The following is a 26,115-nucleotide window of genomic DNA, read 5'->3' as shown; positions in this document are numbered from 1 at the left end:
GAATGCGCATCGTCATCGATATCCAGGGAGTGCAGACGGAGAGCCGGCACCGTGGTATTGGCCGCTACTCATCTGCACTGCTAGAGGCCATGCTGCGGCAGCCGCGGAACCACGAGTTCTGGCTGGTGTCCAATGCGAGCCTGGACGCGCCTGGGTTAGGTTCGTTGATGGATCTGCTGCCAGCAGAGCGTATGGTGGAATTCAGCTCAGTCCAGCCGTCACATTGGCAGGATCCGAGTAATGCCTGGCGTCGGGCTGCATCGGAACAGTTGCGTTCGTCCTTTCTTCAGACGATTCAGCCTGACGTAGTGCATGTATCAAGTCTGATCGAAGGTTCGAACGATGCTGCTGTGACATCGATCAGCGCAGGTGCCGGATTTACGTCGGCGACACTCTATGACCTGATCCCGCTGCACGACCGTTCTTACCTTTCTTCCGAAAGCGTGGCAAGTTGGTACGAAGCCAAAATGGCTTCGCTGCAGCGGGCTGATTTGTTGTTGGCGATTTCAGAATACGTGCGGCGTGATGTGACGGATATGCTGGGTTTTCCCGCCGAGCGTGTGGTCAACATCTCTTCTGCCGCGTCCGAGATCTTTAGACCGATCGCGATTACATCCGATGTGCATCACAGGTTGATGCGCGAATACGGGATTGCAGGAGATTATTTGCTGTATAGCGGGGCGATGGACTCCCGCAAGAATCTCGAGCGCCTTCTGGCTGCCTACGCCCTTTTGCCGGAAGCAACGAGGGCGAAGCATCAACTGGTCATCAGTGGAAAGATGACAGCGATTGAGCGCGATCGTATTGTGCTTGTCGCGCGACGTTTGCGCTTGGCAGAGGACAGGCTTGTCTTTACGGGTCACGTTTCCGATGACGCCTTGGTTGAGCTCTATTGTGCGGCTGCACTTTTTGTGTTGCCTTCCCTGCAAGAGGGTTTTGGCTTGCCCGCCTTGGAGGCAATGGCGTGTGGAACTGCAGTCATTGGCTCGTGTCTCACTAGCATCCCTGAAGTCATCGGCCGCAAGGACGCTTTGTTTGATCCCACTCAACCCTCCGAGATCGCATCGGCCATTTATCGCGTCCTCGCTGAGCCTGCGTTCCGGCAGGATCTGTGCGCTTATGGGTTGCGCAGGACGCGAGAGTTTTCCTGGGCATCTTGTGCATCGCGGGCGCTGGATGCCTTCGAGGAGCATGCTCCCCCGAGCCGTCGGCAGCTCGGTTGGAGTGCCGCGCTGCAGCGAATCGCGGACACTCGCTCGACGTTGATCGCTGCACTAGCGGGTGCACACTTGCCTGGAAAGAAAATTGAAGACCAGGATTTGGTGGCGGCTGCAGCGGCAATTGACTGCAATGAGGAGCTAGCACGGCGCGTGTCAAGACGGGAGGAGTCCTTTCCCGTGCTGCCGACCTGGCGAATCGAAGGCCCATTCGACAGCAGCTATAGCCTAGCGCTGGTCAACAGGGAGCTCGCCAAGGCGATGCATCATCTAGGTATCGAAGTGGGACTACATTCCACCGACGGTGCAGGAAATTTGGTGCCCGATCCAGGCCTGCTTGCGGCTGATCCGTTGATCGCCCAACTGCACGCTGCGTCCTCACGTCTGCTTCCCCGCGCGTCGGACGTTACCAGCCGCCTGCTATATCCTCCGCGGGTAGCTGATATGGAGTCAAGATTTAACTACTTGCACGCCTATGCCTGGGAAGAATCGGAGATTCCCAAGCCCTGGGTCGCGGATTTCAATGAGTTCTTGCAGGGTATCTCCGCGCTTTCCTCCCATGTGGCCAAGTTGCTTGTAGACAATGGAGTTGGCCTGCCGATCACGGTATGTGGCGCCGGCGTGGACCATTGGGATCGTCTTCCAGAAGGTGAGGATATTGAGCTGCGGGCGCGGACCTTTCGTTTCTTGCATGTATCCTCGTGCCTTCCGCGCAAGGGCGTGGATGTCCTGCTCAAGGCCTACGGCGATGCTTTCACAGATGCCGACGACGTTTCTCTGATTATCAAGACTTTCCCCAACCCGCAGCAGGACATCGGGCGTCAAGTACAAGAGGCGCGTTCTGCACGTCCGGGATTCCCGCACGTGCTGGTGATCGAGCGTGACTTGGAGGGCGCGCAGCTCAAACGGCTTTACGAAAAATGCCATGTCATGGTCGCGCCCAGTCGCGCAGAGGGGTTCGGCCTGCCGATGGCTGAGGCAATGCTCTCGGGTCTTGCGGTTATTACCACGGCTTGGGGCGGTCAGTCCGACTTTTGCACGAAAGAAACCGCTTGGCTGATCGATTACGAGTTCTTCCCAGCGGACACATTGTTCGGCCTGCCACACTCGGTTTGGGCCGAGCCGTCCCGTCCCCACTTGGCTACATTACTTAAAGAGCTGTGGCAGATGCCTGCGGAGGCGCGCGCGCGTCGGACCGCGCGCGGTCAGGATCTGCTGCGTCGAAGCTTCCGTTGGGAGGACGTCGCTCGCCGCATGCTGCGTTTTGCACAGGCAGTGTATGACAGGCCTATGGCGTCGTGCAGACCGGTCTTGGCCTGGATTGGCTCTCTAAGGACTGATCGTTCCGGTGCGGAACAGGCTGCCTCATGCATCGGCTGCCTGCCTGGGCGTCTGACGGTGTTGATGGAGGAGGGCGGAGACACTGTGACGGTCCCGGCAATGTCGCGTACCTGTTGGGCCGCGCACTCCAACGACTCGGCGAACATCTTGGCCGACGAGGTCGCGCGAGCCAATGCCGGGACGGTGATTATCCATTATCAAGATGATCTACTTCCGCCTGCGCAACTGGAGTTGTTGCTGTCACGCTTGTCTGAGCAACAGCGCGGCATCATTCTGGTGTTTGAGAATCCCGCGGTGCTTGACTCATGGCCGGTAGAGCTGCTCGCACGGCTCCACGTATGCGAGCGCATCCTTGTTCCGGATGTACATGGGCTCAACGTGCTCAGGAGACATTCGCTCGTCCAACAAGGCTTGATCCTGGGCTCCAATGACGTCTCCGTAGACGGCGGTCAGCGCCTCGGCAATCTGCTCTTTGCCTTGTCTTGGTTACGAACTGGTCGCAAACCATTAGCTCACGCTGCATCGACCAATTGCTCCTCGCCCTCCGGCGCACTCTGGCATCTAAACGATGTTGGTCTATGTGCCGTATCCGGCAGCGATGCATCTCTAGGGAAGGCTTCATGAAAGATATGCTGCGCTCGTTATGGGTCTATAGGTACTTCATTTTCTCCTCGATCAACAACGAGCTGAAGATGCGTTTCGTGCAGAGCAAGCTCGGTGCACTTTGGATGATCATTCATCCTCTTATGCAGGTCCTGATTTTTGCAACCATCTTGTCAGAGGTGCTGTCAGCGAAATTGCCTGGTATTGATAACAAGTATGCCTATGCTCTCTACCTGATGTCAGGGACGCTGTGCTGGAACATGTTCAGTGAAACCGTCAACAAGTGTGTTTCGCTCTTTGTGGAGAACGGAAATCTTATGAAGAAGATCGCGTTCCCACGAATCTGCCTGCCCTTCATTGCGGGCGGTGCCATGTTGATTAACAACGTATTGCTGCTTCTGGCCATCTTTCTGGTGTTTGCGGTGATGGGGCATTTCCCGGGACATCAGGTTCTGTGGCTTCCGGTGCTCATGATGATGACGTTAATGTTTGCAATGTCCATTGGAATTCTGCTGGGAGTATTTAATGTCTTCATGCGCGATATTGCACAAGTCGTCCCCGTTGTGCTGCAGGCGCTGTTCTGGTTGACGCCGATCGTATACAACATCAGCATCCTGCCAAAAGGAGTCGGAGAGGTATTCAGGCTTAATCCGCTGTATCCACTGGTTACCGGATACCAGCAGGTCCTGCTTTACGACAAGGCGCCCGATTGGGTCTCGCTGGCGCCGTTGGCATTGGCTACAGTGTTGTTGGCAATCGCTTCGCTGGTCGTATTTCGTCGCGCCAGCCAAGAATTGGTGGACGCACTATGATCAGGCCAGTCATGAAGGTCGAGGGACTCGGCAAGGCCTACCGCGTCTGGAGTAGCCAGTGGCTGCGCGCGGCCAGTTGGTTTGGATTGAACGTGCATCCGCGGGAGGAGCACTGGGTACTTCGGGATGTTTCCTTCACGATCGCGCCCGGCGAATCGGTCGGTGTGGTCGGGCGTAATGGCGCCGGTAAGAGCACCCTGCTGAAATTGATTACAGGCACCGTGCAGCCGACTGAGGGGCAGATCAATCGCTCCGGTCAGATTGCCGCCATCCTCGAGCTCGGCATGGGGTTCAATCCGGATCTGACCGGCCGGCAAAATGCTTACCATTCGGCTGGTTTGATGGGTTATTCCCAGCATCAGATCGACGCGGCAATGCCCGCTATGGAAGACTTTGCCGAGGTCGGGGAGTACTTCGACGAGCCGGTTAGGACGTACTCGAGCGGCATGCAGGTTCGCGTGGCGTTCGCAGTCGCTACCGCCTTCCGTCCAGACGTGCTGATCGTAGACGAGGCCTTGTCTGTCGGCGATGCCTATTTTCAAGCCAAGTGTTTCAAGCGCGTCCAGGAGTTCAAGGCACAGGGAACAACTCTGATCTTGGTCAGCCACGCTGTAGGCGACATCGTCAAGCATTGCGAGCGCGTTATCTTCATCAAAGATGGGCGTTTGTATGCGGACGGGCCCGCACGCGAGGTTTCAAACTTGTATCTGGACGAGCTATTTGGGAAGCTTCCGGCCGGTGCGCCAGATAATGTTGTGGCTGCTCAGCTTCCAGTGGCGGCCATTTCCGCCGAAGGGCAAGAAGATATTTTTCACACGCGCCCCGGCTACAACGCAAAGGAGCACCGATGGGGGCAGGGGGGGGCGTCGATCATTGATTATGCGATTGTCAGCGGCCAGGATATTTTTCCTGGCCGCATAGAAAGCGGCGCAAACGTCGAATTTCACATGAAGATCCTTTTTCACCAGGATTTCGACAGCGTTGTGCCGGGCTTCCTTCTGAAGACGTTGGATGGTCTGTTTCTTTACGGGACCAATTCATTTCTAGCCAGTGACGGACGCGAGGTTTTGTCGCCGAAGGCCGGCGAGGTGGTGACCTGCCATTTCAGCGTTCCCTTCGCTGTCAACGAGGGGCACTACATGGTGTCCATGGGAATCTCTAGCGGTGATCCCCTTTCGGAGCTTGTGCCTTTGGATCGCCGCTACGACGCTATCCTTGTAGATGTAAGTCGCCCTATGCAATTTTGGGGCATTGTCGACCTGAAAGCAGACTTCGTCAGCACGCCTCGCTGACCGTTGTCTCTTGCTGGTTGATTCGGCCCACGTTTCGTTTGAGCTCTAAATCATGACAGACCCCCTACTTCCTACTGCGCTCTCTATCATTGATCTTGTCGCGGCGCTTCCAGAGAAGTACCAGCCAATATTTGGTCATCCTGAGTTATCAGGAGACAGCGCACGTGATTGCGCCGAGAGGCTGCAGCTGATATTGAGGGTCTCCGATCACCTGGAGGGGGCGCTGGGACGTCCGGCGCGAGTGCTTGATCTTGGGTGTGCCCAGGGATTCTTTTCGCTGAGCCTCGCGGTGCGTGGATGCACCGTTTACGGCGTTGATTTTCTGGAGCGTAATATCGCCGTCTGCCAGGCATTGGCACGAGAGCAAGGCCTAGAGAACACTGTATTTGCACACGGACGTATAGAAGATGTCATCGCATGCCTGAAGGATAATGAGTATGATCTCGTCCTGGGGCTGAGTGTATTCCATCATCTCGTGCACGAGCACGGAACGGATGCGGTTGCGGATTTGATCGGCGGTATCGCGAGTCGCATTCCAGTCGCAATTTATGAAATGGCGGTTCGTGATGAGCCCCTATATTGGGCTGATGCCCAGCCGCAGGAGCCAGCGGACCTCCTGCGAGACTACGCGCTCACCAAACTCACCTCTTTTCAGAAGACACATCTTTCGGACATTGTCCGGCCCATCTTTTATGCGAGTAATCGCTACTGGATGATTGGGGACGATTTCCGTGAGTTCACGAGTTGGCGATCACTTTCCCATGCGCATGCCTCGAGCAGCCACATGGGAACTCGTCGTTACTATTTTGGCGAGGGCGTTATGCTCAAGAGGATGTCGCTGCTTAATCCTTTGCTGGAAGCGCCGAATCGGACAGAGTTTGAACGGGAGATGGACTTTCTATGCTCGCCGCCGCCGGGCATCAGAGTTCCGCGCTTAATAGGGCATGAGGTCGATAGGCGGGACGTCTGGCTACTGCGCGAGCAACTCCCAGGTAAGTTGCTGTCGGAATTGATGGCGGAGGGTGCCTCTTTTTCCGGTGAGTCCGTGGCGGACGAGTTGATTGGGCAGCTCGTGGCACTGGAGTCTGCAGGGCTCTACCATAACGATGTTCGTTGCTGGAATCTGCTTGTTGGCGAGAGTGGGGGCGTCAGTTTGATTGATTACGGCGCTATTTCGAAAGATCCGCGGGATTGCGTCTGGCCGGACAATCTCATCCTCTCTCTCCTGATCACGCTGCGTGAGATATTTGATCGAGATATTTCAGTACCTGATCCTGTCCGGAATCCGTTGCTCGATGTTGCCTCGCTGCCCTCTCGCTATCGGGATGCCTTCCGGATCGTCTTAGATCTTCCGCAGGCGCAATGGAGCTTCTCCGCGCTGCAAGGTGCGCTTGGAAAGCCATGTGGAGAAGTTCACCACGGTTGGGAGTTGCTCGCTTCTAAGCAGGAGGGCGCTGGCCAGATCTATCAGCGCACGCTCCTGAATCTACGCGATGGCGGTTTGAATCTCCAGGCAAGGCTCAACGAGTCCCTCAGTAATGCCCATCACTGGTTCTTGCGGGCCAGCGACTACCAAGAGCAACTTGCAGTGGCTGAAATGCGCGTTAAGCGAGAGGCGGATCTGCAAATTGCTATGGCCGAGCAGATGCAGGTTATCGAGATGCTGCAGGCAGATGTGCAGGAGGCTAGGGCTATCACGGAGGCGCATCGTGTTGAGGCGATCAGACAGTCCATGGCCGCGCAGGCGGCGAGGGCCGCGCTTGCCGAAATTGTTGAGAGCACCAGCTGGCGGATGACGTCACTCTTGAGGCACTCTCTAACCTCTGTTAGACGGTTCTATCGATCTCCGGGGGATTTTGCCCGGGGATACATGGTTCGTGTCATCCAGTCTCTTTCCGCCACACCGAGGCTGTGGCGGTTAACCAATAGATTTCTGAAACTATTTCCTTCTCTTCATTCGAGGCTTCGTGCCTTCGTGTCCCGTCGGGGACTGCTTGTGCCGTCAGCTGAGCCGATTAGTCCCGTGTTCGGCGGGCTGGGCCAGGTTGGATCATTCGGAGGCGTTGGGAATGAGTCGGCGTCCGCGCTGAGTGCTCGAGGAGAACATATTCTAGAGCGTGTTCGGAGCGCGGCGCGAGTGAAGGAAGCAGAATGAAAATTGTTATTGATCTTCAGGGCGCGCAGTCGGAGAGTCGATATCGCGGAATCGGTCGGTATAGTATGGCGTTAGCGCTTAATGCCGCGCGCGCCAAGCGCGAACACGATATTCACTTGCTTCTTAATGGGACGTTCGAGGAGACGGTGGGGCCGATCCGTGAGGCGTTTCTTGAGGTCCTTCCGCCGGAGAATATCCATGTCTTCCACGTGCCTCTCCCTGTTAAGGGGATGCATGTGGAAAACTTGGATCGTATCGTGGCAGCCGAGGTCGTGAGAGATGCGGCGATCGCAGCGCTCAAGCCCGATCTGGTCCATGTGTCGAGTCTGTTTGAGGGCTACGGAGACGATTCGGTCACGGGTGTGGTTGAGTTGTTCGATATACCGACGGTGGTGACCCTTTACGATTTGATTCCACTGATGAATCGGCAAGTCTATCTGGACCCGGTGCCCCCTTACAAAATTTATTACGAAAGAAAGCTTGAGAGGCTCAAGAAGGCCGATGCCTTGCTCGCTATTTCAAACTGCGCCATGGAAGAGGCCCAATCTGGACTCTCCTTGGAGCCGGGCCGACTGTTTAACATATCAGCTGCTTGCGACCCAGTCTTTACGCAACTATCCCAGACCTCGCCTGTCAAGAAGCTCGTACAGCATAAGTTTGGGCTGGATATTGATTTTATCCTTTATACGGGCGGTTCGGACGAGCGAAAGAATCTGCGGAGCCTGGTCGACGCGTATGCTCGGCTGGAATGGCGTCAAAGGATGCGCTGTCGGCTGGTGTTGGCGGGAAGGATGCATCAGCCCCATGTCGACGAGCTCAGGGCCCGCGCTGCGGCAGCTGGGCTGGAGCCGCAAGAGATTGTCTTCACAGGATATATCAGCGATATTCACCTCGCAGCGCTCTATAATCTTTGCCGACTGTTTGTGTTTCCGTCTTGGCACGAGGGTTTCGGCCTTCCAGTTCTGGAGGCTATGTCGTGCGGGGCCGGGGTAATTGCGTCCGATGCATCGAGTATCCGCGAGATTGTTCAGTTCAAGCCGGCCCTATTCGATCCCGCCGATGTTGAGTCCATTCGTGAGCGCATGTCGCACTATCTGGACCATGATGAAGACTTGGCTGCATTGCGTGAATATTCGATAGAGCGCGCACGCGATTTTTCCTGGGCGAAGGTGGCCGATCGCTTTTTGGATGCCTGTGAGGAAGTCGCCTCAAGGCGAACAGCGCCTGCTTTACCCGACGGGGATGCGCTGATCGACTTTGCGGCTGACGCATTGGTTGTGCCTCGGCCGGCGGACATAGGTGTTGAGATGGCGCTCGCCGACGCCTTGGATAGGTCAGTGCCTCCTAAGCTTCCAAAAATCATGGTGGATGTCACCGAGTTATCAGCACACGATCTCAAGACCGGCATCCAGCGTGTGACCCGTGCAATCATCGCAGAATGGGGCGCCCGGCCGCCTCCAGGCTATTGCATGCAGCTTGTACGCCTTGATCGTGAGCGAAGAAGGTACGTCTGCGCCGATCGGTACGCGAGCGAGTTTTTTGGTGGCCGGTCCGTGCATGAAGACGGTGCGCTAGTCTGCCATGCTGGTGATATTTTTCTTGGACTGGATCTGGTCGGCGATAGCGTGGCCTTGGTGCCCGATTGGTTTAATTACTTCCGGAACACGGGAGTGCGTATCGCGTTCACTGTGTACGACATTCTTCCAGTCCGTCATCCGGAGTGGTGGCCTGGCGACGGCCATAGGCATCACGAGCGATGGCTCCGGGGAATCGCCGCCCACGCTGACCTACTAATCTGCATTTCACGCGCCACTGCCGATGACGTAGAAAGCTGGATGAAGTCACAGGGCATTGAACGCCCGCCTGCGCTGGCTTGGTTCCATCTTGGTGCGAATATTGAGGGAAGTGTGCCAACCACCGGGCTGGATCCGCAGGCGGAATCGATCCTTGGGCAATTGGAAGCTGGAACCAGCTTCCTCATGGTCGGTACCCTTGAGCCTCGTAAGGGACATACCCAAGCGCTGGCGGCATTCGAGTATTTGTGGTCTGAAGGTCAGGACGTGCTCCTTGTGATTGTCGGCAAGCGCGGCTGGCTTGTCGATGAGTTGGCGGATCGATTGAGTCAGCACCCTGAACTGGGCAAACGCTTGTTCTGGCTAGCGGGCATAAGTGATGAATTTTTGGAGCGACTGTATAGCGCCTGTGACTGTCTTTTGGCGGCATCGGAAGGGGAGGGATTTGGTCTACCGCTGATTGAGGCGGCACAGCGTGGGTTGCCCCTGCTAGCCCGCGATATTCCGGTGTTTCGCGAAGTCGCGGGCGATAGCGCATTCTATTTCGAGGGTTCGGACGTGAGCTCCCTTGCCGCTGCGGTGCAGAGTTGGATGCAGATGTATAGCCGTGGCAGCCATCCTCGTGCTGGCGGTGTGCGCTGGCTCACGTGGAGTCAGAGTTCCGATCAGTTGGTCGAGGTCCTGCGGGGGGATTTGCCTAGCGCCGGAGACGGGACTCAGAGGCACTCTAGTGCGTTATCATCTGCCCCTGGGGGCACGGCCCAGTAATTTGACAGCACGGCGTGCACAGGCTGCTTCCTCGCCTAGTCGAGAATTTAAATAAATCTGTTTTGACGAGAGAGATAATGAGCAAGAAGAGCGCGATTATTACCGGTATTACAGGGCAGGATGGCGCCTATCTCGCCGAGCTTTTACTTGAGAAGGGTTACGACGTTTACGGCGCTTATCGTCGATCGAGTTCCGTGAATTTCTGGAGGATTGCTGAGCTTGGCATAGAGGGTCATCCGCGTCTTCACTTGGTTGAATACGATCTTACTGATTTGTCGTCCAGCATCCGTTTGCTGCAAAGTACGGGCGCCCGTGAGGTTTATAACCTCGCGGCGCAGAGTTTTGTGGGCGTCTCTTTTGAACAGCCACTAACCACCGCTGAGATCACGGGAATTGGGGCGGTGAATCTCTTAGAGGCAATCCGCATCGTGGATCCCACTGTGCGCTTTTATCAAGCGTCCACGTCGGAGATGTTTGGAAAAGTGCAAGCAATCCCTCAGATCGAGGAGACGCCGTTTTATCCGCGAAGCCCTTACGGCGTGGCCAAGCTCTATGCACATTGGATGACTGTCAATTATCGTGAGTCCTACGGCATCTTCGGTACCAGTGGTATTCTTTTCAATCACGAGTCACCGTTGCGTGCGCGGGAGTTTGTAACTCGTAAAATCACCGACTCAATTGCCAAGATAAAGCTCGGCAAATTGGACGTACTGGAGCTGGGAAACCTGGACGCAAAGCGCGACTGGGGCTTCGCGAAGGAGTACGTGGAGGGAATGTGGCGCATGCTGCAGGTTGATGAGCCAGATACTTACGTGCTCGCGACCAACCGGACCGAGACGGTCCGTGATTTTGTCGAGATGGCAGCGAAGGCGGTTGATATCCAGCTTGATTGGCAGGGAGAGGGCGAGGGCGAACGCGGGGTGGATAGGGCTAATGGGAAGGTCCTTGTCGCGATCAACCCCAAGTTCTATCGCCCGGCCGAGGTGGATCTGCTGATCGGTAACCCAGCCAAGGCCAAACAAAAGCTCGGGTGGGAACCTAAGACGACTCTCGAGCAGCTTTGCCGGATGATGGTCGAAGCGGACATGCGTCGTAACCAGCAGGGCTTTTCATTCTGATGGACCGCATCGGGAAGCGCGCACTACTGACGGGAGCCTCAGGATTCACTGGGCGCTATGTACGCGCCGAGTTGGAATCGCGAGGGTATCTGGTCTATGGCATGGGCGCTCGAACTGCTGACGGCAGCGAGGGAGTTGAAATCTGCGCTGACCTACGCGACTCCGAGCAACTTGCGAGCGTGGTGCAGGACGTGCGCCCAAATGTCGTGGTGCATCTGGCCGCTCTGGCGTTCGTAGGTCACGCTCATGTGAATGATTTCTACGAGGTGAACCTCGTGGGAACGCGTAATCTACTGAAGGCGCTATCCGAATCCGGAGTCGCGCCAGAGGCCGTGTTGCTCGTGAGTAGTGCGAATATTTACGGTAATGCGTCGGAGGGCACTATCGACGAGTCCGTGAAGCCTGCGCCGGCGAATGACTATGCGGTCAGCAAGTTGGCGATGGAGTACATGGCCTCCCTATGGCGGGATCAGCTTCCGCTGATCGTGGCACGACCGTTCAACTACACCGGTGTTGGTCAATCGGCCAATTTCCTTGTGCCCAAGATCGTCGATCACTTCCGTCGCCGCGCGAAATCTATTGAACTTGGAAACCTTGATGTGTGGCGAGATTTCAGTGACGTGCGCTTCATTGCGCAAGTTTACGGCGATCTGATCGCGAATCGCGAGGCAGTCGGACAAGTCGTCAATGTCTGCTCGGGTGTCGCTCTTTCGCTCAGGGAGATCATCATGATGTGCGAGGAGATCGCTGGCTATCACATCAACGTGAAGGTCAATCCCGACTTCATGCGTGCCAATGAGGTGAAGACACTGCGGGGTGATCCGGCGCTGTTGAGGCGGCTTACCGGCGCAGGACATGGGCCAGCGCTACGCAAGACATTGGAGTGGATGCTCGCTGCATAGGTCAGGAGTTTAGCCTTGCCAAGGCTTATGAAGCTAATTCGGAAAGCGGCGATTATTGGCCTATTTCGCCCCTCTACGAATACAAAGAAGTCCCGACGCTGCTTTGCGGTCGGGGGGAAGATCATCGCGAGGAATGGACATGTCGGCAAACTATAAAAGAACACTTGTCACCGGCGGCGCCGGCTTTCTGGGTTCGCATCTTTGCGAGCGCTTGATTAACGCTGGACAAGATGTGTTATGCGTTGATAATTTTTATACGGGTAACAAGCAGAATGTAGCTGAATTGCTTAAGCATCCTCGTTTTGAGTTGATGCGTCACGACGTCACCTTTCCTTTGTACGTGGAAGTCGATCAGATCTACAACCTCGCTTGTCCTGCTTCGCCTGTGCACTATCAATATGATCCCGTACAGACGACCAAAACCAGTGTCCATGGGGCCATCAACATGCTTGGATTGGCTAAGCGTGTTCGTGCTCGAATTTTGCAGGCGAGCACCAGTGAAGTCTACGGAGACCCGGAAATTCATCCGCAAGTCGAAGGTTACTGGGGGCGCGTTAATCCGGTTGGTATTCGTAGCTGCTACGATGAAGGAAAGCGCTGCGCAGAAACGCTTTTCTTCGATTATTGGCGCCAGCATCAACTTCAGATCAAAGTCATGCGTATCTTCAATACGTATGGTCCGCGCATGCATCCTAACGACGGCCGTGTAGTCAGTAATTTCATTGTACAAGCGCTTCGCGGCGAGCCAATCACCATCTATGGAGATGGGAGTCAGACGCGTAGCTTCTGCTACGTGGATGATCTGGTAGAGGGCATGATGTTACTGATGGAAAGCCGCGACGACTTCACAGGTCCCGTAAATATCGGCAATCCTGGAGAGTTCACCATGCTTCAGTTGGCTGAGACTGTGTTGAAACTCGTGGGCGGAAGCTCAAAGCTGGTATTTCAGCCGTTGCCGTCTGACGATCCCAAGCAGCGCCAACCTGACATCAGCCTGGCTAGGTCAGAACTCGGCTGGCAGCCAAAAGTCGCGCTAGAAGATGGTTTGAAGGAGACGATCAACTACTTCCGCTGGCGGCTGCACGAATGAATCAGCCTCGTATGGAGTCTCTGGTTGTTGTTATGCCCATCTTTGAGGATGTGGAGGCGTCGAGTCGCCTATTCCGTGAGCTCTCGCTAAAGCAAGGCTCCTCCACGTTCGTTGTCGCGGTTGACGATGGCTCGGTGAAACAGCCGGTGGAGCCTGTTGCTATAGCGGATGCTGGCCTCAATGGCGTGGTCATTCGGCTCAGGCGAAATGTCGGCCACCAAAGAGCTATCGCCATCGGCTTGAGTTATGTAGCAGAGAATTTTGGCGACGATCAGGAGGTGGTTGTCATGGATTCGGATGGCGAAGATAAGCCTGAGTCCATTGGGGAACTCCTTGAAAAATTACGACTCGCTGACGTGGATATTGTTGTAGCGACCCGTAAGAGCCGCGTTGAGACCCTGCGTTTTAGAGCGTTCTATCTCGTTTATAAGTGGATATTCTCTGTATTGAGCGGGAGAAAAATAAGCTTTGGTAACTTTATGGCATTGAAGATGCCCGCGGTACGTCGTTTGGCGGCGATGCAGGAATTATGGACACATGTCGCTGCCTGCGTGCTTAATTCCAGACTTCGCGTGGCGACTGCCGGGCTGGATCGCGGCCCCCGTTATGCCGGCCGAAGCAAAATGAATTTCGTCGGCTTAGCGCTTCATGGTTTCAGGGCGCTAATGGTCTTCGCGGAAGATGTGTTGGTCCGTGTAGGGATCGTCTGTACGCTCGTTGCAGGTCTATCTGTCGCAGGTGGCGTGCTTGCACTTGTACTCAAGGCGCTTGGTTTTGCCACTCCGGGCTGGTTTTCCCTGGTGAGCGGCATTCTACTTCTGGTGTTCCTCCAGACTGGAGCACTGACGTTAATCACGCTGATGCTTTCGGGGTCCGTTCGCAGTGGAGGCATTGTTACTCCTGGAAGCTACATGGACTTCGTCCTCGAAGAGTTGGAAGCCCACCGTGGCTAACAATGCTCTCCGCGGGCAGTTAACAAGATACTTGATAAATGGCTTAGTGGCGACAGTGGTGCATTACTCCACGTTGCGCTTCAATCTTGAGGTGCTGCAAATGCGCTCGGCCGGCATTGCCAATGCGCTCGCTGCGCTCTTCGGGATCGCAGTTTCCTTCGTGGGGAGTAGGTATTATGTTTTTCGTGCAGCCGAAAAGGCCCTGGTGCGGCAAGGCACACTATTTTTGTCTTTTTATGGATTGATTGCCCTCGTGCATGGGCTCATCCTGTACATATGGACTGATCGCGCTGGATTGAATTATACGGCGGGCTTTCTTGTTGCTACTGTCATGCAGGTTTGTTTTAGTTTTGTGGTCAATAAATTCATGGTATTTAAATGAATCGCTTTCTGCGGGCTTTTTTTGCGTGCCTAATATTTGCTTTCATTTTATTTTCTACTCACTACACGCATGTTGAATTCTTCACCGTCAACGTGGTGCTGTACGCAGCCCTGCTCGACGTGGCCATCGCCGTTGCATTAACCTTTGTCCTGTTGTGGGCGACAGGGTTTCTCGCCATTTATAACGCGCTGGAGCGCTTGCTCTTGGTACTGGTTTGGCTGCTGGCGGGGTATGCATTTGCTATAAGCGTGCCGACGGTGATTGATCGCTCCTTGTCTTTTTACATTCTGGAGAAGTTAGAGCAGCGCGGAGGGGGCATTCGGGAAGATCGTATGAAGGATGTCTTCACAAAGGAGTATATGGTCGAGCACCACTTGGTGGATATCAGGCTGACAGAGCAGCTGCAGTCGGGCACGATTGAGATCAAAAATGGTTGCGTGCGTCTGACGGACAAGGGGGCGCGCGTCGCTATGTTCAGTCGTTTCTATCGTTTGCACCTGTTGCCGAAGAAGCGACTGATAATGGGGAAATACACCGATGAGCTCACCAATCCTTTTAGAAATAGTGTGAGCAAGGTTGACTATCAATGCCGATAATTCGTCATGGATTTTTGTCCTTTGTGAGGCGTCATCTGCCGAGCGCCATTAGCTTGACCGTAATGGCTTGCTTCGGAAGTGCCTGGGCGATTTACGTACTTGGCGGCACTGCGTTGGATCGCCATAACCTGACGTGGCTTTGGGGTGATCTGTCGCAGGTGCATGTGGCTTGGGGGCAGTTCCTTTCTGATCCGAATGCAGGTTGGCTTAGTACCGACCGACTCAGCTACCCCTTGAGGATGAGCATTTCGCTGTTCGATCCAATGCCGATCCTGCTACTGCTTACGCGGCCATTCGCAGGTTTTGTTGATCCTGGTCAGCAGTTCTTCGGCTGGTACTTCTTTGTGTGCTTGGTGCTTCAGGGCGTTTTTGGTTATCTCGCTACCTTGGAGGGTCTAAAACGTGTCAGGGGAGATAGCCTAGCTCTTCGCCAGTATCTGGCCGTTATGGGGGGGGTGTTCTTTGCCAGCGTACCCTTCACGTTTTCTCGATTCGTTGGCCACACAGCGCTCTCGTCGCAATGGGTCCTGGCGCTTGCGGTGTGGGCAACGCTTTCGACATTGGAGACCGGACTGCGACGCTGGCTGCTGGTTAACGGTTTAGTGCTTCTGCTGGCGACTGGGCTTAATCCTTATCTTGCCTTGCTGGTATTAATCAGTACCTCGATTTTGACGCTCGTGTGGGGGTATCGTGCCGGCAAGGCATGGAAGGTGTTGTTGCTCCAGGCGATGTTTCTAGTAGCGGTAGTTGCTGTGGGTCTTTATATTTTTGGCTTTGCCAGTGCTTCCGGTGCGGCGACGGGAGGCTATGGCGTTTATTCGATGAATATGCTGGGTCCATTGGACTCAAATGGGCATGGCGGTCTGTTTGCTTTTGACGTCGTGGATCCGACGGGGGGGCAGACTTTTGAAGGTTATGATTATCTTGGGTTTGGACTGTTGGCGCTCTGTGGATTCGTGTTTTTATCGTTTACGAACCATGTGGCGCCGCGAAGTGCGTTTCCGTTTATCGGGATATTTTTAGTCATTGCGCTCTGTTACGGAGTGGCGCTTTCGACCAAGGTCACCTTCTCCGGACATTCATTTGATGTCCCTGTGCCGCGAGGCATTCGCTTTCTGCTGGGGCGGTTCCGGGCCAGCGGTCGCTTGTTCTGGATGAGTGGCTTCTGGATAATCGTTGTCACCATGGCTGCAATGGTGCTTCGATTCGGCCAGGCCAAAGCAGCGGCATTAGCTACAGTATTCGTCGTTCTTCAGATCATTGACATACGCCCTATCGCTCAGGATGTCCGCAATACCTTGGCCTCCGGCCAAGCTATTGATCTCGACGTCGGTGTGAAAAGGCCTTTGAGCGGCATTTTCGTGTTTCCCGCTTGGCAGTGTGATCACGAGGGCACGCCGGAAGGCGTTCGCAACTACGAGCCCGTTGGGCGATTCGCCCTTGCACACCGGATCCCGACCAACAACTTCTACGCGGCGCGGACCCCGGACGATCAGCTTGCTTTCCACTGTGATTTGGATGCGCGGCTCGCAAAGATTGATGGCGGCGCCGTATATCTGTTGTCTTCGAATGTGTATGAGCGGTATGGGGCGAGGTTTTCTTCTGCGTTCAATTGCAAGCTTCGTAGTGGCCGCCAGCAGCCTGATCATTATTGGCTGTGCTTGCCGCGGGTACGCGAATGAAGCGGTCACTGCCGGCTGGACGATTTTGGATCGATCTATTTATTGTCGCTTTTTCGCTGGCGTCAATCAGCTTTCTTTCTTCCGGCTTCTTTAACGCAGCCGACTTCGCCGCCTGGAGTGGCGATCCATCTGCGCTAGTGAGCTGTTTCACCTCAATCGGAGCAGGTCCATGTGATGGCATAAGTAAGTTTCCGTTTGCTTATTTGGTTAACGCATACGTTGTAGTAGGAAGTGAGCAGCGCTTAGCGCTTTTGAACGGCTTGGCTATTTTGGTCCCAGTGCTGTGCCTGGGGTGGCTGAGTGGTTGGCGCATGATGTTGCGTGGTGGTTCCATATACCTTATGGCGATTGCACTGAGTCCTCTGCCCGGATTTTATGTGAGATCTGGGGCATTGGAGGTTCAAGCGGGAGTTGTTAGTGGGATTTATATCGCCTGTTTATCCGGAGTCCTGTTCCAGGGTATTAATTCAAGGTCCCTCTTTCGAATTCGAGTGCTGTTAGTCGTATCAGGATTGCTCCTGCCGCTTTATAAAGACACTATCGTCCTGTTGGTGGGGCTGTCAGTCCTTGTAGCTTGCCTCATCAAGCGTTTCAGTTTTGAGCACGCGCGGAAGCAGTTAACGGTCAATGGGATGGCAGCATTGGTTGCCTACGCCGCCTTGCCAGTAGTGGTCGGGATAGGTCTTTCTCTCGTCTACAACATACTCCGCTATGATTCTCCTCTGCCAGTTGCATATATGAATGAGGCGGCGCAGACGACGCCCACTGTGGCACGAAGCTTCGAATTCTTCCTTGGGTCGATCATGTCACCTAACGGAGGCGTTGTAGTTTTCTGGGCATTGCCTTTAAGTGTGGCGATATTTGGGTGGCGTCTACAAGCGGTTCGTTTTCAAGGGATGGCTGCTATCGTGTCGGGCGGAGCCGCGCTCTTGTCGTGCATCGCTTTTGCACGGTGGTGGGCACCGTTCGGGTGGGATGCCTGGGGAGATCGGTTAATGATCCAGCCGGTTCTTGCGATCTTGGTGGCCTTGCTTATGAGCCTGGAGCCGGCCTCGAAATCCGTCGGTGGGCAAGGTGGAGTCGGGTCTTGGTTTTTTGCTTTTCCGGTTTTAGTTGCCTCGACTTACTATGCTGTTATTCCCTATTTCAACGGACGGGGAGAGGCTTTCAGTCAGTCGCTTTGGTCCGGTCCTGCCTGCACCGAGATGATGCATCGTCTGCAGACTGACGCGCCCGCCATGGGTTTTTCATTTTGGAAGACTGAAGATTACTACGCTTGTGCGCGTGAGCGGATGTTACATGTTCCGTCTACGGGCGTTCGCTGAGATCGAATTTAAAAAAGTTCTCCACTCCGGATGGCGGCCGTGATCGCAGCTTTCCTGCATCGAGAAGAAGGACGCTGTAGTGGCTAACAGTTATTCCTGGGCAGTGTGAAGCGTCCTCGTTTTTCAGAGTCATTCGGAAATTGAGGTGACGGAGGATGCCATGGCATAGGCAGCGGGCGGGAGCGCGCCCAGTGCGCGATGGGGCACTGGTGGTTATATCGGTATCGCTGGTTGTCAATCATGCGGCGGACTTCATGCAGGCTGGTGAAGATATAAGGGTTCAGCACGTCGGTGCGGTAGGTGCGGTTGAAGTGTTCGATATAGGCATTCTGGGTGGGATTCCCCGGCTGGATGTGCAGCAGCTCGATGCCTTGGTGCTGGGCCCACTGTTTCCGCGCCGCACTGATGAACTTCGGGCCGTTGTGCCCCGAGGGCAGGCTGCGTGGCCCAGTCGAAGCCGCCTGGGCACCCCACGCAGTTCCACCAGTTCATCCACTGCACGAATCACCCGCGCTGAGGGCAGGCTGGTATCGATCTCGATCCGCAGCGACTCTCGGTTGAAGTCGTCGTTGACATTAAAAGTGCGGAAGCGTCGCCCGGACCACATTGCATCGGCCATGAAGTCGGCCGACCAAGTGTGATTGGCCCTCGCCGGGATCTCCAGCGGATTACCGATGCGATCAGGCAGGCGTCGTTTGCCTCGGCGTGGCAGGTTGAGCTTCATGCTCACGTAGACTCGCCAACTGCGGGTCTTGCCAAAGCCCGTGGGGCGCACGGCTTGGCCGAACAGCAGGCCGAGACCGTGGCCTGGGTTGTCTCTCAGGTGGCGCCCGATCGCCTCGATCAGCGTCGCATCCCCTCGACGCGGGATGTAGTGCCGTGCCGAGCGCGACAGGCGCAAGGTGCGGTCGGCCCGTCTTGCACTCAGGCCGTGGTCCTTTGCATGGACAGACTCAGGTCCAGGCGCCGGGCCTGGCTCAGCCTTTTCGCGACAAGACCTCCTTCAGTGCCTGTTATTCCAGCGCCAGGTCCGCATACATGCGCTTGAGCCGTGACAGCTCGACCTCGACATTCTTCAGGTGCCCAAACTGGGACACCTCCATGCCGGCGTATTGTTCTTCCAGATGTAATACGTCGGCTCACAGATTCCGTGCTTGCGGCAGGTCTCGGCGACCTTCGCCCCGGCCTCAACTTCCTTGAGGATCCGGACGATCTGTTCTTCACTGAACTTGGACTTCTTCATGCTGAGCTCCCTCTTCGAGGGGGAACCCTGCTTCCAGCTGCCTCGAATTAATGAGGACGCTTCGGGGTGGCGTTTTCGCACCTTCAACGTCGACGACGACTTCACCCGTGAGTCGCTGCGGATCGAGGCCGATAACAGTCCGCCGTCCGCGCGTGTGATTAGAACAATGGATGAACTGGTGAACCGCGCGGGTTGCCCTGTCTGCTTCGCCCGGACAATGGGCCGGAGTTCACCTCCGCTTACTCCGGGAGAAGGGTGATGTTCCGCCATCCCTGTACGCCGTCGACGCGAATGCGTGGTTGCCCTCCCACGATGTCGAACAGCGCAGGACGTTCCATTTCTAGGTGCCATCCGGCATCAAGCAACATGGCATAGAGTCGGCCCTCGATTTGTTTGGAGTGAGTGCCTATCAGTAGATATGCGACCTTCTGATTGAGCAACGCCAGGTTTTGCTCCACCAAATCCGCTTCGCCGCCCTGAATGTCGATATGCAATAGATCGATCCTGTGCTCGCTAGCGATCACCTCAGCCAGGGGCATCATTGGAACTTCGTCGTAGTGACCAGTATGGATTGCTTTCTGACGTTGCTCGTCAGTAGCGTTGAAGATGGGTTCGCTCCCCCAACTGGAGCCGGGAATCTCCTGTCGAGGGAACAGCGCTACGCCGCTTTGGAATGTGGCGATCCCGCGATGTAGTTCGATCTGTGTATCATCGAAACCGTTAGCAGCCAGAGCCTCACGCGCGAACTGGAGATGATCGCCGTCGCCCTCGATTCCGATGACTTTGACTTCGCGCCCCGACGAGCGCGCGGCCACGCCGGCGTTGTTCATCCAGCAACCCCAGCCGCAACCGAGCTCGGCAATCACAAACCTTTTTCCCGAAAGATCGACGGCGCGTAGCGCTGCGCCCCACTCGGCGATGTCTGCATGCCAGTTAGCAGGTATGGGAACACCTTCCACCCGACCGGATCGGTCTTGAAGAATGGCTGGGAAGAACTTCGGGTCGATGACAACTCCGAGAAAGTTCACGAGATATCCAGGTTTTTCCTCCAGTGATGCGACGGCATGGTGATACATCACGCCGATGGCGTCGAATGTCGCGGCATAATGAAAGAAAGGGCTCTGGCCGCTAGCGGGTGCTTGGGCTTGCTTGTTACGGCTGCGGTATTCGTCTGAATTGATGATGTCCAGTCGCAAATCCCGCAGTGTCTCTAATGCTTCGCATTTGTTGCGAATCGCATGCTCGCTCTCGGGTTCGCGATCAAGCAGGAGCTTGTACGCCCACACCACAGCATCCTCCGTAATGCCTTGCATGTGTGACACCTCACGAACGTTTGGTTGGCTGAGTATAGCCAGATCCCATACTCGTCAACCAAGTTGGATATTTAGGAGCGAAGGCGCCGTCAGTGCGGCGAGAGCTCGCTAAAATTCAGCCCAACGTCTTCTCGAGTTCCGGTAGCAACGCAAACAAATCACCTACCAGTCCAATGTCCGCGATCTCGAAGATTGGGGAATCGGGGTCTTTGTTGATGGCCACGATCGTGCCGGCGTCCTTGATGCCGGTCAGGTGCTGGATCGCGCCGGAGATGCCCACCGCGATGTAGAGCTCGGGCGCGATGATCTTGCCGGTCTGGCCGACCTGCAGTTCGTTCGGGACATAGCCGGCGTCCACGGCGGCGCGCGAGGCACCGACAGCGGCGCCGAGTTTGTCGGCCAGCTTGTAGACGATGTCGAAGTTTTCCTTCGAGCCGACGCCGCGACCACCGGAGACCACGCGCTTGGCACTCTGCAGGTCGGGGCGGTCGGACTTGCCAGCCGCCAGGCCGACGAAGCGGGTGTGGGTCGGAAGGTTCGCCTCGACGCTGGCTGCTTCGATCGGTGCGCTGCCGCCCTGTGCCGCTTCCGGCCACGAGGCGGTGCGCACGGTGGCCACGACGGTCTGTCCGGCATCGGCCTCGACCGTGATGATGGCGTTTCCGGCGTAGATCGGGCGGGTGAAGGTGTGTTCGCCTTCCACGGTGATCAGGTCGGAGACCTGAGTCACGCCCAGCAGCGCGGCCACGCACGGCATCAGGTCCTTGCCGAAGGTGGTCGAGGGGCCGAACACGTGTGTGTAGCCGGTGGCCAGCGCGGCGATCTGCGGGGCAAGCACTTGTCCGATGGCGTGTTCGTTGGCAGCGTTGGCCACGGTGACGACCTTGGTGACGCCGGCAAGCTTGGCTACAGCGTCAGCGACGGCGGCCGGATCGGCGGCCAGCACAGCGACTTCCAGGGCTTCCGGCTTGAGCGCGGCGGCCGCGCTGACGGTCTTGGCAGTGGAGGCGTTGAGCACGCCGTCCAGGTGTTCGGCGATGACGAGGACTTTGGACATGTGCGGGTTCCTGTTTCGTCATTCCCGCCTTGGCGGGAATCCATGATTGAGTGGCAGCAAGAGGCGCGGGATTCCCGCGTTCGCGGGAATGGCAGGCGCCTTTAGAGCAGGCCCTTCTGCTTGAGGGCGGCGACCAGTTCGGCGGCGTCCTTGACCATCACGCCGCGGCTGCGCTTGGGCGGGGCGGCATAGTGGGTCACCTTCAGTTCCGCGCCCGCCTCCACGCCAAGATCGGCGAAGGGGAGGGTCTCCAGTGGCTTGGACTTGGCCTTCATGATGTCCGGCAGCTTGATGAAACGCGGCTCGTTCAGGCGCAGGTCGGTGGTGATCACCGCCGGCAGGTCGACTTCCAGCGTTTCCAGGCCGGCGTCGACCTCACGCGTCACCGTGGCCTTGCCGTCTGCGATCTCGACCTTGGAGGCGAAGGTGGCCTGCGGGCGGCCCCACAGCGTGGCCAGCATCTGACCGGTCTGGCTGGCGTCGTCGTCGATCGCCTGCTTGCCCAGGATCACCACGTCCGGCTGCTCCTTCTCGACCAGCTTGAGCAGGGTGCGCGCGGCGGTCAACGGCGACACCGGGCCGTCGGCGACCACGTGCAGGGCACGGTTGGCGCCCATGGCCAGGCCGTTGCGCAGGTGGGCCGCGGCGTCGGCCGGGGCGATGGTCGCGACGACCACTTCGGTCGCGATGCCCTTGTCGCGCAGGCGCAGGGCTTCTTCCAGCGCGATTTCATCGAAGGGATTGGGCGAGAGCTTGACGCCCTCGGTGACCACGCCGGAATTGTCCGGCTTGACCTGGATGCGCACGTTGTAGTCCACCACGCGCTTGTAGGCGACGAGAATCTTCATCGGAAGCAACTGTCCTTTGAAATCGAGTTCGGATGGCCCGCGCCGTGGGGGGAATACGCAGGGCGGTGCACGGATTCTACCGGGCCCGGTGCAACCATGCGACACCGTATGGTTTGCAGGATCTTTTGTTCAGGTGCCGCTCGTGGCTGAAAGTCGGAGCGTCTATGCTTAGAAGTTAGCTGCGTGTGCGATGCGGCTTGTCGAGTATCGGGAGAAGTGCGTGGCAAAGACTTGGCTGGTCACCGGCGGAGCCGGATTCATCGGCGGGAATTTCGTGCTTGAGGCGGTTGCAAAGGGTGTCAAGGTCATCAACCTTGACGCACTGACCTATGCCGGCAATCTGAAAACCCTGGCGCCACTGGAGGGCAACGTCGACCATGTGTTCGTGAAGGGCGACATCGGTGACCGTGAACTCGTTGCGCGCCTCCTGAATGAGCACCAGCCCGATGCGGTGTTGAACTTTGCGGCCGAAAGCCACGTGGATCGCTCCATCGACGGGCCGGGTGCGTTCATCCAGACCAATGTGGTCGGCACGCTAGGCTTGCTGGAGGCGGTGCGCGATTACTGGAAGGGGCTGCCGGCCCAGGCGGGCGCTGCGTTCCGCTTCCTGCACGTCTCTACCGACGAGGTCTACGGCACGCTGGGCGCGACCGGCAAGTTCACCGAAACCACGCCGTATGCGCCCAATTCGCCGTATTCGGCATCCAAGGCCGCCTCGGACCACCTGGTGCGCGCGTTTCACCACACCTATGGGCTGCCGGTGCTGACCACCAACTGCTCCAACAACTACGGCCCGTACCATTTCCCGGAGAAGCTCATCCCGCTGGTGATCGCCAAGGCTTTGGCTGGCGAGCCGCTGCCGGTCTATGGCGACGGCAAGCAGGTGCGTGACTGGCTGTTCGTCTCCGATCACTGCGAAGCGATCCGTACGGTGCTGGCCAAGGGCCAGGTCGGCGAGACCTACAACGTCGGCGGCAACTCCGAGAAGCAGAACATCGAGGTGGTCCAGACGATTTGCGCGCTGTTGGATGAGCGCCGGCCACGCGAAGACGGCCTGCCGCGCAGCAGCCAGATCACTCATGTCACCGATCGACCGGGCCACGACCGCCGTTATGCGATTGACGCGTCCAAGCTGAAGAACCAGCTGGGTTGGGAGCCGAAGCACACCTTCGAGCAAGGCATTGCCGAAACGGTGGACTGGTATCTGGCCAACCAGGCCTGGGTCAACGGCGTGCTGGACGGCAGCTATCGCCTGGAGCGCATCGGAGGCGTGCAATGACACAACGCAAAGGCATCGTTCTGGCCGGAGGTTCCGGCACGCGGCTCTATCCGATCACCAAGGGCGTCAGCAAGCAGCTGCTGCCCGTGTACGACAAGCCGATGATCTATTACCCACTCAGCGTCCTGATGCTGGCGGGCATCCGCGAAGTGCTGATCATCAACACCCCGCACGAGCAGGCGATGTTCCAGTCCCTGCTGGGCGATGGATCGCAGTGGGGCATGAACATCCAGTACGCAGTCCAGCCCAGCCCCGACGGCCTGGCGCAGGCCTACCTCATCGGGCGGGACTTTGTTGGCGGCCAGCCGAGTTGCCTGGTGCTGGGCGACAACATCTTCCATGGTCACGGCCTGACTGAAACCCTGGCCCGCGCGGATGCGCGGACCGAGGGCGCCACGGTGTTCGGCTATTGGGTGCACGACCCGGAGCGCTACGGTGTGGCCGAGTTCGACGCCAGCGGCAAGGTGATCGACATTGAGGAGAAGCCTGCCACGCCGCGGTCAAACTACGCGGTCACTGGCCTGTACTTCTACGATGGACGCGCCGCCGACATCGCGGCGGAGTTGAAGCCTTCGCCTCGCGGCGAACTGGAAATCACCGATCTCAACCGGTGCTACCTGGAGGCCGACCAGCTGCACATGGAGCCGTTAGGGCGTGGCTACGCCTGGCTGGATACGGGCACCCACCAGTCGCTGCATGAGGCGTCCAATTTCATCGAGACCATCCAGCAACGCCAGGGCCTGCGGGTGTGCTGCCCGGAGGAGATCGCCTTCGGCCAGGGCTGGATCGATGCAGGGCAGTTGGAGCGCCTCGCCGCGCCGCTGCGCAAGAACGACTATGGCCGCTACCTTCACGAACTGGTGGTCCGGGGGAAAGTGATTTGAAAGTGATCGAAACGGCCCTGCCGGGCTGCACCATCATCGCTCCGGCGGTGTTTGGTGACGCGCGCGGATTTTTCATGGAAACCTGGAATGCCGAGCGCTACAGCGGATTGGGTCTGCCCGAACGCTTCGTGCAGAGCAACGTCTCGTCCTCGTCCAGGGGTGTGCTCAGAGGGCTGCATTACCAGTGGCCCAACCCGCAGGGCAAGCTGGTCAGCGTGCTGGAGGGCGAGGTGTACGACGTGGCCGTGGATGTCCGCCGTGGCTCACCCACCTTCGGCCAGTGGGCCGCAGTGATCCTGAGTGCGGAGAACAAGCGTCAGATGTGGATTCCGGAAGGCTTCGCGCACGGATTTGCAGTGCTTTCGGATCGCGCACTCTTTAGCTATATGTGCACGAATGTTTACGACAAGGCAGCCGATGCCGGCATACGCTGGGACGATCCGGCCATCGGCGTGGACTGGCCGGTCGGCGATCCACAGCTGTCCGAGAAGGACGCCAAGGCGCCGCTGCTGGCGGACGTGGCGGAAGACCGCCTGCCGATTTACACGCCATGACCCTCATGCTGCTGGGGGCCAATGGCCAGGTGGGCCATGAGCTGAGGCGTGCCTTGGCACCGCTGGGCAAGCTCGTGTGCACCACGCGCAGCGGCATGCTGGAGGACGGCGTTGTGTGCGAGGTGGCCGACTTCGACCAGCCCGACGGCCTGACGGCGTTGCTGGATCGCATCGCCCCGACCATCGTGGTCAATGCTGCGGCCTACACCGCTGTGGACAAGGCCGAGGACGATCGCGAGGCCGCCTTCCGCGCCAACGCCGAAGCGCCGGGCGTCTTGGCGCGCTGGTGCGCTGCGCATGACGTGCCGCTGGTGCATTACTCCACCGACTATGTCTTTGATGGTCAGGGCACCGCGCCGTACGCCGTCGATGCGCAGACCGCGCCACTCGGTGTCTACGGCGCCAGCAAACTGGCGGGCGAAGCGGCCATCCGCGCCGCGGGCGGTCGGCACCTGATTTTCCGCACTGGCTGGGTGTATGCGTCGCACGGCAAGAACTTTCTGCTGACCATGCTGCGCGTGGGCGCGCAGCGTGACACCTTGCGCGTCGTTGCCGACCAGGTCGGCACGCCGACCCCGGCGGCGCTGATTGCCGACGTCACCGCTCACGTGCTTGGTTATCCAGGCGGCTTGTCCGGAACCTGGCATCTCACCGCCACAGGGGCGACCAGCTGGCACGGCTTTGCTGAGGCGATCTTCGCCCACGCTGTGGCGGCAGATCTGGTGGACAAGACCCCGACGGTATTGCCAATTCCATCCAGCGAATACCCCACGCCTGCCCAGCGCCCGGCGTATTCCTGCCTGGACACCACCTCGCTGCGTGAGGACTTCGGGCTGGCGCTTCCCAACTGGGAGGCCGGCCTGGCGCGGGTGATCGCGGAGCTTGCCGCGCAGTCCTGAAGAGCTCTG

Annotated in this window: 22 protein-coding genes and 1 pseudogene; 19 read left to right on the top strand and 4 right to left on the bottom strand. The window is 57.4% G+C overall.

The features are described from left to right. Positions 1-2: 2 nt before the first annotated feature. The 14 genes from PJ250_RS04240 (at position 3) to PJ250_RS04175 (ending at position 18,670) form a co-directional block, all read left to right on the top strand. The gene (locus PJ250_RS04240) at positions 3-3,182 is read left to right on the top strand and encodes a glycosyltransferase (RefSeq protein ID WP_271647303.1); all 3,180 of its coding nucleotides are present in this window, start codon (positions 3-5) and stop codon (positions 3,180-3,182) included. Next, the gene (locus PJ250_RS04235; protein ID WP_271647302.1) at positions 3,179-3,973 is read left to right on the top strand and encodes an ABC transporter permease; all 795 of its coding nucleotides are present in this window, start codon (positions 3,179-3,181) and stop codon (positions 3,971-3,973) included. The genes PJ250_RS04240 and PJ250_RS04235 overlap by 4 nt, the downstream gene beginning before the upstream one ends. After that, the gene (locus tag PJ250_RS04230; protein ID WP_271647301.1) at positions 3,970-5,265 is read left to right on the top strand and encodes an ABC transporter ATP-binding protein; all 1,296 of its coding nucleotides are present in this window, start codon (positions 3,970-3,972) and stop codon (positions 5,263-5,265) included. The genes PJ250_RS04235 and PJ250_RS04230 overlap by 4 nt, the downstream gene beginning before the upstream one ends. A gap of 52 nt (positions 5,266-5,317) precedes the next feature. After that, on the top strand, positions 5,318-7,420 hold the full coding sequence (locus PJ250_RS04225) for a methyltransferase domain-containing protein (protein WP_271647300.1): 2,103 nt from the start codon (positions 5,318-5,320) through the stop codon (positions 7,418-7,420). Further along, the gene (locus PJ250_RS04220; RefSeq protein WP_271647299.1) at positions 7,417-9,981 is read left to right on the top strand and encodes a glycosyltransferase family 4 protein; all 2,565 of its coding nucleotides are present in this window, start codon (positions 7,417-7,419) and stop codon (positions 9,979-9,981) included. Before PJ250_RS04225 ends, PJ250_RS04220 begins: the two co-directional genes overlap by 4 nt. A gap of 77 nt (positions 9,982-10,058) precedes the next feature. Then, on the top strand, positions 10,059-11,099 hold the full coding sequence (gene gmd / locus PJ250_RS04215) for a GDP-mannose 4,6-dehydratase (RefSeq protein ID WP_271647298.1): 1,041 nt from the start codon (positions 10,059-10,061) through the stop codon (positions 11,097-11,099). Next, the gene (locus tag PJ250_RS04210; RefSeq protein ID WP_271647297.1) at positions 11,099-12,001 is read left to right on the top strand and encodes a GDP-mannose 4,6-dehydratase; all 903 of its coding nucleotides are present in this window, start codon (positions 11,099-11,101) and stop codon (positions 11,999-12,001) included. Before gmd ends, PJ250_RS04210 begins: the two co-directional genes overlap by 1 nt. Before the next feature lie 139 nt (positions 12,002-12,140). Beyond that, the gene (locus PJ250_RS04205) at positions 12,141-13,091 is read left to right on the top strand and encodes a UDP-glucuronic acid decarboxylase family protein (RefSeq protein ID WP_271647296.1); all 951 of its coding nucleotides are present in this window, start codon (positions 12,141-12,143) and stop codon (positions 13,089-13,091) included. Continuing rightward, entirely contained in the window at positions 13,088-14,044 is a 957-nt protein-coding gene (locus PJ250_RS04200; RefSeq protein WP_271647295.1) for a glycosyltransferase, read from the top strand. Before PJ250_RS04205 ends, PJ250_RS04200 begins: the two co-directional genes overlap by 4 nt. Continuing rightward, positions 14,037-14,426, top strand: coding sequence for a GtrA family protein (locus PJ250_RS04195; RefSeq protein ID WP_271647294.1), 390 nt, complete (start codon positions 14,037-14,039; stop codon positions 14,424-14,426). The genes PJ250_RS04200 and PJ250_RS04195 overlap by 8 nt, the downstream gene beginning before the upstream one ends. Further along, positions 14,423-15,022 carry a hypothetical protein gene (locus PJ250_RS04190; protein WP_271647293.1) on the top strand — a complete coding sequence of 200 codons (600 nt, stop codon included), beginning with the start codon at positions 14,423-14,425 and terminating at the stop codon, positions 15,020-15,022. Before PJ250_RS04195 ends, PJ250_RS04190 begins: the two co-directional genes overlap by 4 nt. After that, positions 15,013-16,704, top strand: a complete 1,692-nt coding sequence (locus tag PJ250_RS04185) for a DUF6311 domain-containing protein (protein ID WP_333909502.1) — start codon at positions 15,013-15,015, stop codon at positions 16,702-16,704. Before PJ250_RS04190 ends, PJ250_RS04185 begins: the two co-directional genes overlap by 10 nt. After that, positions 16,701-18,029: a hypothetical protein gene (locus PJ250_RS04180; protein ID WP_271647292.1), complete on the top strand. Its 1,329-nt coding sequence runs from the start codon at positions 16,701-16,703 to the stop codon at positions 18,027-18,029. Before PJ250_RS04185 ends, PJ250_RS04180 begins: the two co-directional genes overlap by 4 nt. Before the next feature lie 191 nt (positions 18,030-18,220). Further along, on the top strand, positions 18,221-18,670 hold the full coding sequence (locus PJ250_RS04175; RefSeq protein WP_271647291.1) for a hypothetical protein: 450 nt from the start codon (positions 18,221-18,223) through the stop codon (positions 18,668-18,670). Positions 18,671-19,104: 434 nt separating this feature from the next. Here the strand turns inward: PJ250_RS04175 and PJ250_RS04170 are convergent, their stop codons facing one another. Then, complete coding sequence (locus tag PJ250_RS04170; protein WP_271647290.1) at positions 19,105-19,272, bottom strand: transposase; 168 nt, start codon at positions 19,270-19,272, stop codon at positions 19,105-19,107. Between the two features lie 64 nt (positions 19,273-19,336). Between PJ250_RS04170 and PJ250_RS04165 the strand changes: the two are divergent. Then, positions 19,337-19,503: pseudogene (locus tag PJ250_RS04165) on the top strand (IS3 family transposase); the annotation flags it as partial. A gap of 8 nt (positions 19,504-19,511) precedes the next feature. Here PJ250_RS04165 and PJ250_RS04160 read toward each other — a convergent pair. From PJ250_RS04160 to PJ250_RS04150, 3 genes are all read right to left on the bottom strand, one after another. Next, complete coding sequence (locus PJ250_RS04160; protein WP_271647289.1) at positions 19,512-20,585, bottom strand: FkbM family methyltransferase; 1,074 nt, start codon at positions 20,583-20,585, stop codon at positions 19,512-19,514. Between the two features lie 115 nt (positions 20,586-20,700). Then, complete coding sequence (locus PJ250_RS04155) at positions 20,701-21,642, bottom strand: electron transfer flavoprotein subunit alpha/FixB family protein (RefSeq protein ID WP_271647288.1); 942 nt, start codon at positions 21,640-21,642, stop codon at positions 20,701-20,703. Between the two features lie 101 nt (positions 21,643-21,743). Further along, positions 21,744-22,490, bottom strand: a complete 747-nt coding sequence (locus PJ250_RS04150; protein ID WP_271647287.1) for an electron transfer flavoprotein subunit beta/FixA family protein — start codon at positions 22,488-22,490, stop codon at positions 21,744-21,746. Positions 22,491-22,710: 220 nt separating this feature from the next. Between PJ250_RS04150 and rfbB the strand changes: the two genes are divergently transcribed. Genes rfbB through rfbD form a run of 4 tightly spaced genes read left to right on the top strand, consistent with a single transcriptional unit; the run spans position 22,711 to position 26,106 of the window. Then, positions 22,711-23,769 (top strand): dTDP-glucose 4,6-dehydratase, encoded by a 1,059-nt coding sequence (gene rfbB / locus PJ250_RS04145; RefSeq protein WP_271647286.1) that lies wholly within the window; start codon positions 22,711-22,713, stop codon positions 23,767-23,769. Continuing rightward, a complete protein-coding gene (rfbA, locus tag PJ250_RS04140; protein WP_271647285.1) occupies positions 23,766-24,653 on the top strand; it encodes a glucose-1-phosphate thymidylyltransferase RfbA in 888 nt (295 codons plus the stop codon). Before rfbB ends, rfbA begins: the two co-directional genes overlap by 4 nt. Beyond that, positions 24,650-25,207, top strand: a complete 558-nt coding sequence (rfbC, locus tag PJ250_RS04135) for a dTDP-4-dehydrorhamnose 3,5-epimerase (RefSeq protein WP_271647284.1) — start codon at positions 24,650-24,652, stop codon at positions 25,205-25,207. The genes rfbA and rfbC overlap by 4 nt, the downstream gene beginning before the upstream one ends. Next, positions 25,204-26,106 carry a dTDP-4-dehydrorhamnose reductase gene (gene rfbD / locus PJ250_RS04130; RefSeq protein ID WP_271647283.1) on the top strand — a complete coding sequence of 301 codons (903 nt, stop codon included), beginning with the start codon at positions 25,204-25,206 and terminating at the stop codon, positions 26,104-26,106. The genes rfbC and rfbD overlap by 4 nt, the downstream gene beginning before the upstream one ends. Positions 26,107-26,115 lie beyond the last annotated feature (9 nt).

This window comes from Pseudoxanthomonas sp. JBR18 (assembly GCF_028198165.1).
Taxonomy (GTDB): Bacteria; Pseudomonadota; Gammaproteobacteria; order Xanthomonadales; family Xanthomonadaceae; genus Pseudoxanthomonas_A.
This window is presented reverse-complemented; position numbering and strand designations above follow the sequence as displayed.

What these genes read in the sequence shown, in the direction of transcription:
- PJ250_RS04220 (WP_271647299.1), top strand. Translation starts at nt 7,417, where the DNA reads ATGAAAATTGTTATTGATCTTCAGGGCGCGCAGTCGGAGAGTCGATAT.
- rfbD (WP_271647283.1), top strand. Translation starts at nt 25,204, where the DNA reads ATGACCCTCATGCTGCTGGGGGCCAATGGCCAGGTGGGCCATGAGCTG.
- gmd (WP_271647298.1), top strand. Translation starts at nt 10,059, where the DNA reads ATGAGCAAGAAGAGCGCGATTATTACCGGTATTACAGGGCAGGATGGC.
- PJ250_RS04210 (WP_271647297.1), top strand. Translation starts at nt 11,099, where the DNA reads ATGGACCGCATCGGGAAGCGCGCACTACTGACGGGAGCCTCAGGATTC.
- PJ250_RS04200 (WP_271647295.1), top strand. Translation starts at nt 13,088, where the DNA reads ATGAATCAGCCTCGTATGGAGTCTCTGGTTGTTGTTATGCCCATCTTT.
- PJ250_RS04190 (WP_271647293.1), top strand. Translation starts at nt 14,423, where the DNA reads ATGAATCGCTTTCTGCGGGCTTTTTTTGCGTGCCTAATATTTGCTTTC.
- PJ250_RS04155 (WP_271647288.1), bottom strand. Translation starts at nt 21,642, where the DNA reads ATGTCCAAAGTCCTCGTCATCGCCGAACACCTGGACGGCGTGCTCAAC.
- PJ250_RS04205 (WP_271647296.1), top strand. Translation starts at nt 12,141, where the DNA reads ATGTCGGCAAACTATAAAAGAACACTTGTCACCGGCGGCGCCGGCTTT.
- PJ250_RS04230 (WP_271647301.1), top strand. Translation starts at nt 3,970, where the DNA reads ATGATCAGGCCAGTCATGAAGGTCGAGGGACTCGGCAAGGCCTACCGC.
- PJ250_RS04185 (WP_333909502.1), top strand. Translation starts at nt 15,013, where the DNA reads ATGCCGATAATTCGTCATGGATTTTTGTCCTTTGTGAGGCGTCATCTG.
- PJ250_RS04180 (WP_271647292.1), top strand. Translation starts at nt 16,701, where the DNA reads ATGAAGCGGTCACTGCCGGCTGGACGATTTTGGATCGATCTATTTATT.
- PJ250_RS04160 (WP_271647289.1), bottom strand. Translation starts at nt 20,585, where the DNA reads ATGCAAGGCATTACGGAGGATGCTGTGGTGTGGGCGTACAAGCTCCTG.
- PJ250_RS04235 (WP_271647302.1), top strand. Translation starts at nt 3,179, where the DNA reads ATGAAAGATATGCTGCGCTCGTTATGGGTCTATAGGTACTTCATTTTC.
- PJ250_RS04150 (WP_271647287.1), bottom strand. Translation starts at nt 22,490, where the DNA reads ATGAAGATTCTCGTCGCCTACAAGCGCGTGGTGGACTACAACGTGCGC.
- PJ250_RS04170 (WP_271647290.1), bottom strand. Translation starts at nt 19,272, where the DNA reads ATGAAGAAGTCCAAGTTCAGTGAAGAACAGATCGTCCGGATCCTCAAG.
- PJ250_RS04240 (WP_271647303.1), top strand. Translation starts at nt 3, where the DNA reads ATGCGCATCGTCATCGATATCCAGGGAGTGCAGACGGAGAGCCGGCAC.
- PJ250_RS04225 (WP_271647300.1), top strand. Translation starts at nt 5,318, where the DNA reads ATGACAGACCCCCTACTTCCTACTGCGCTCTCTATCATTGATCTTGTC.
- rfbA (WP_271647285.1), top strand. Translation starts at nt 23,766, where the DNA reads ATGACACAACGCAAAGGCATCGTTCTGGCCGGAGGTTCCGGCACGCGG.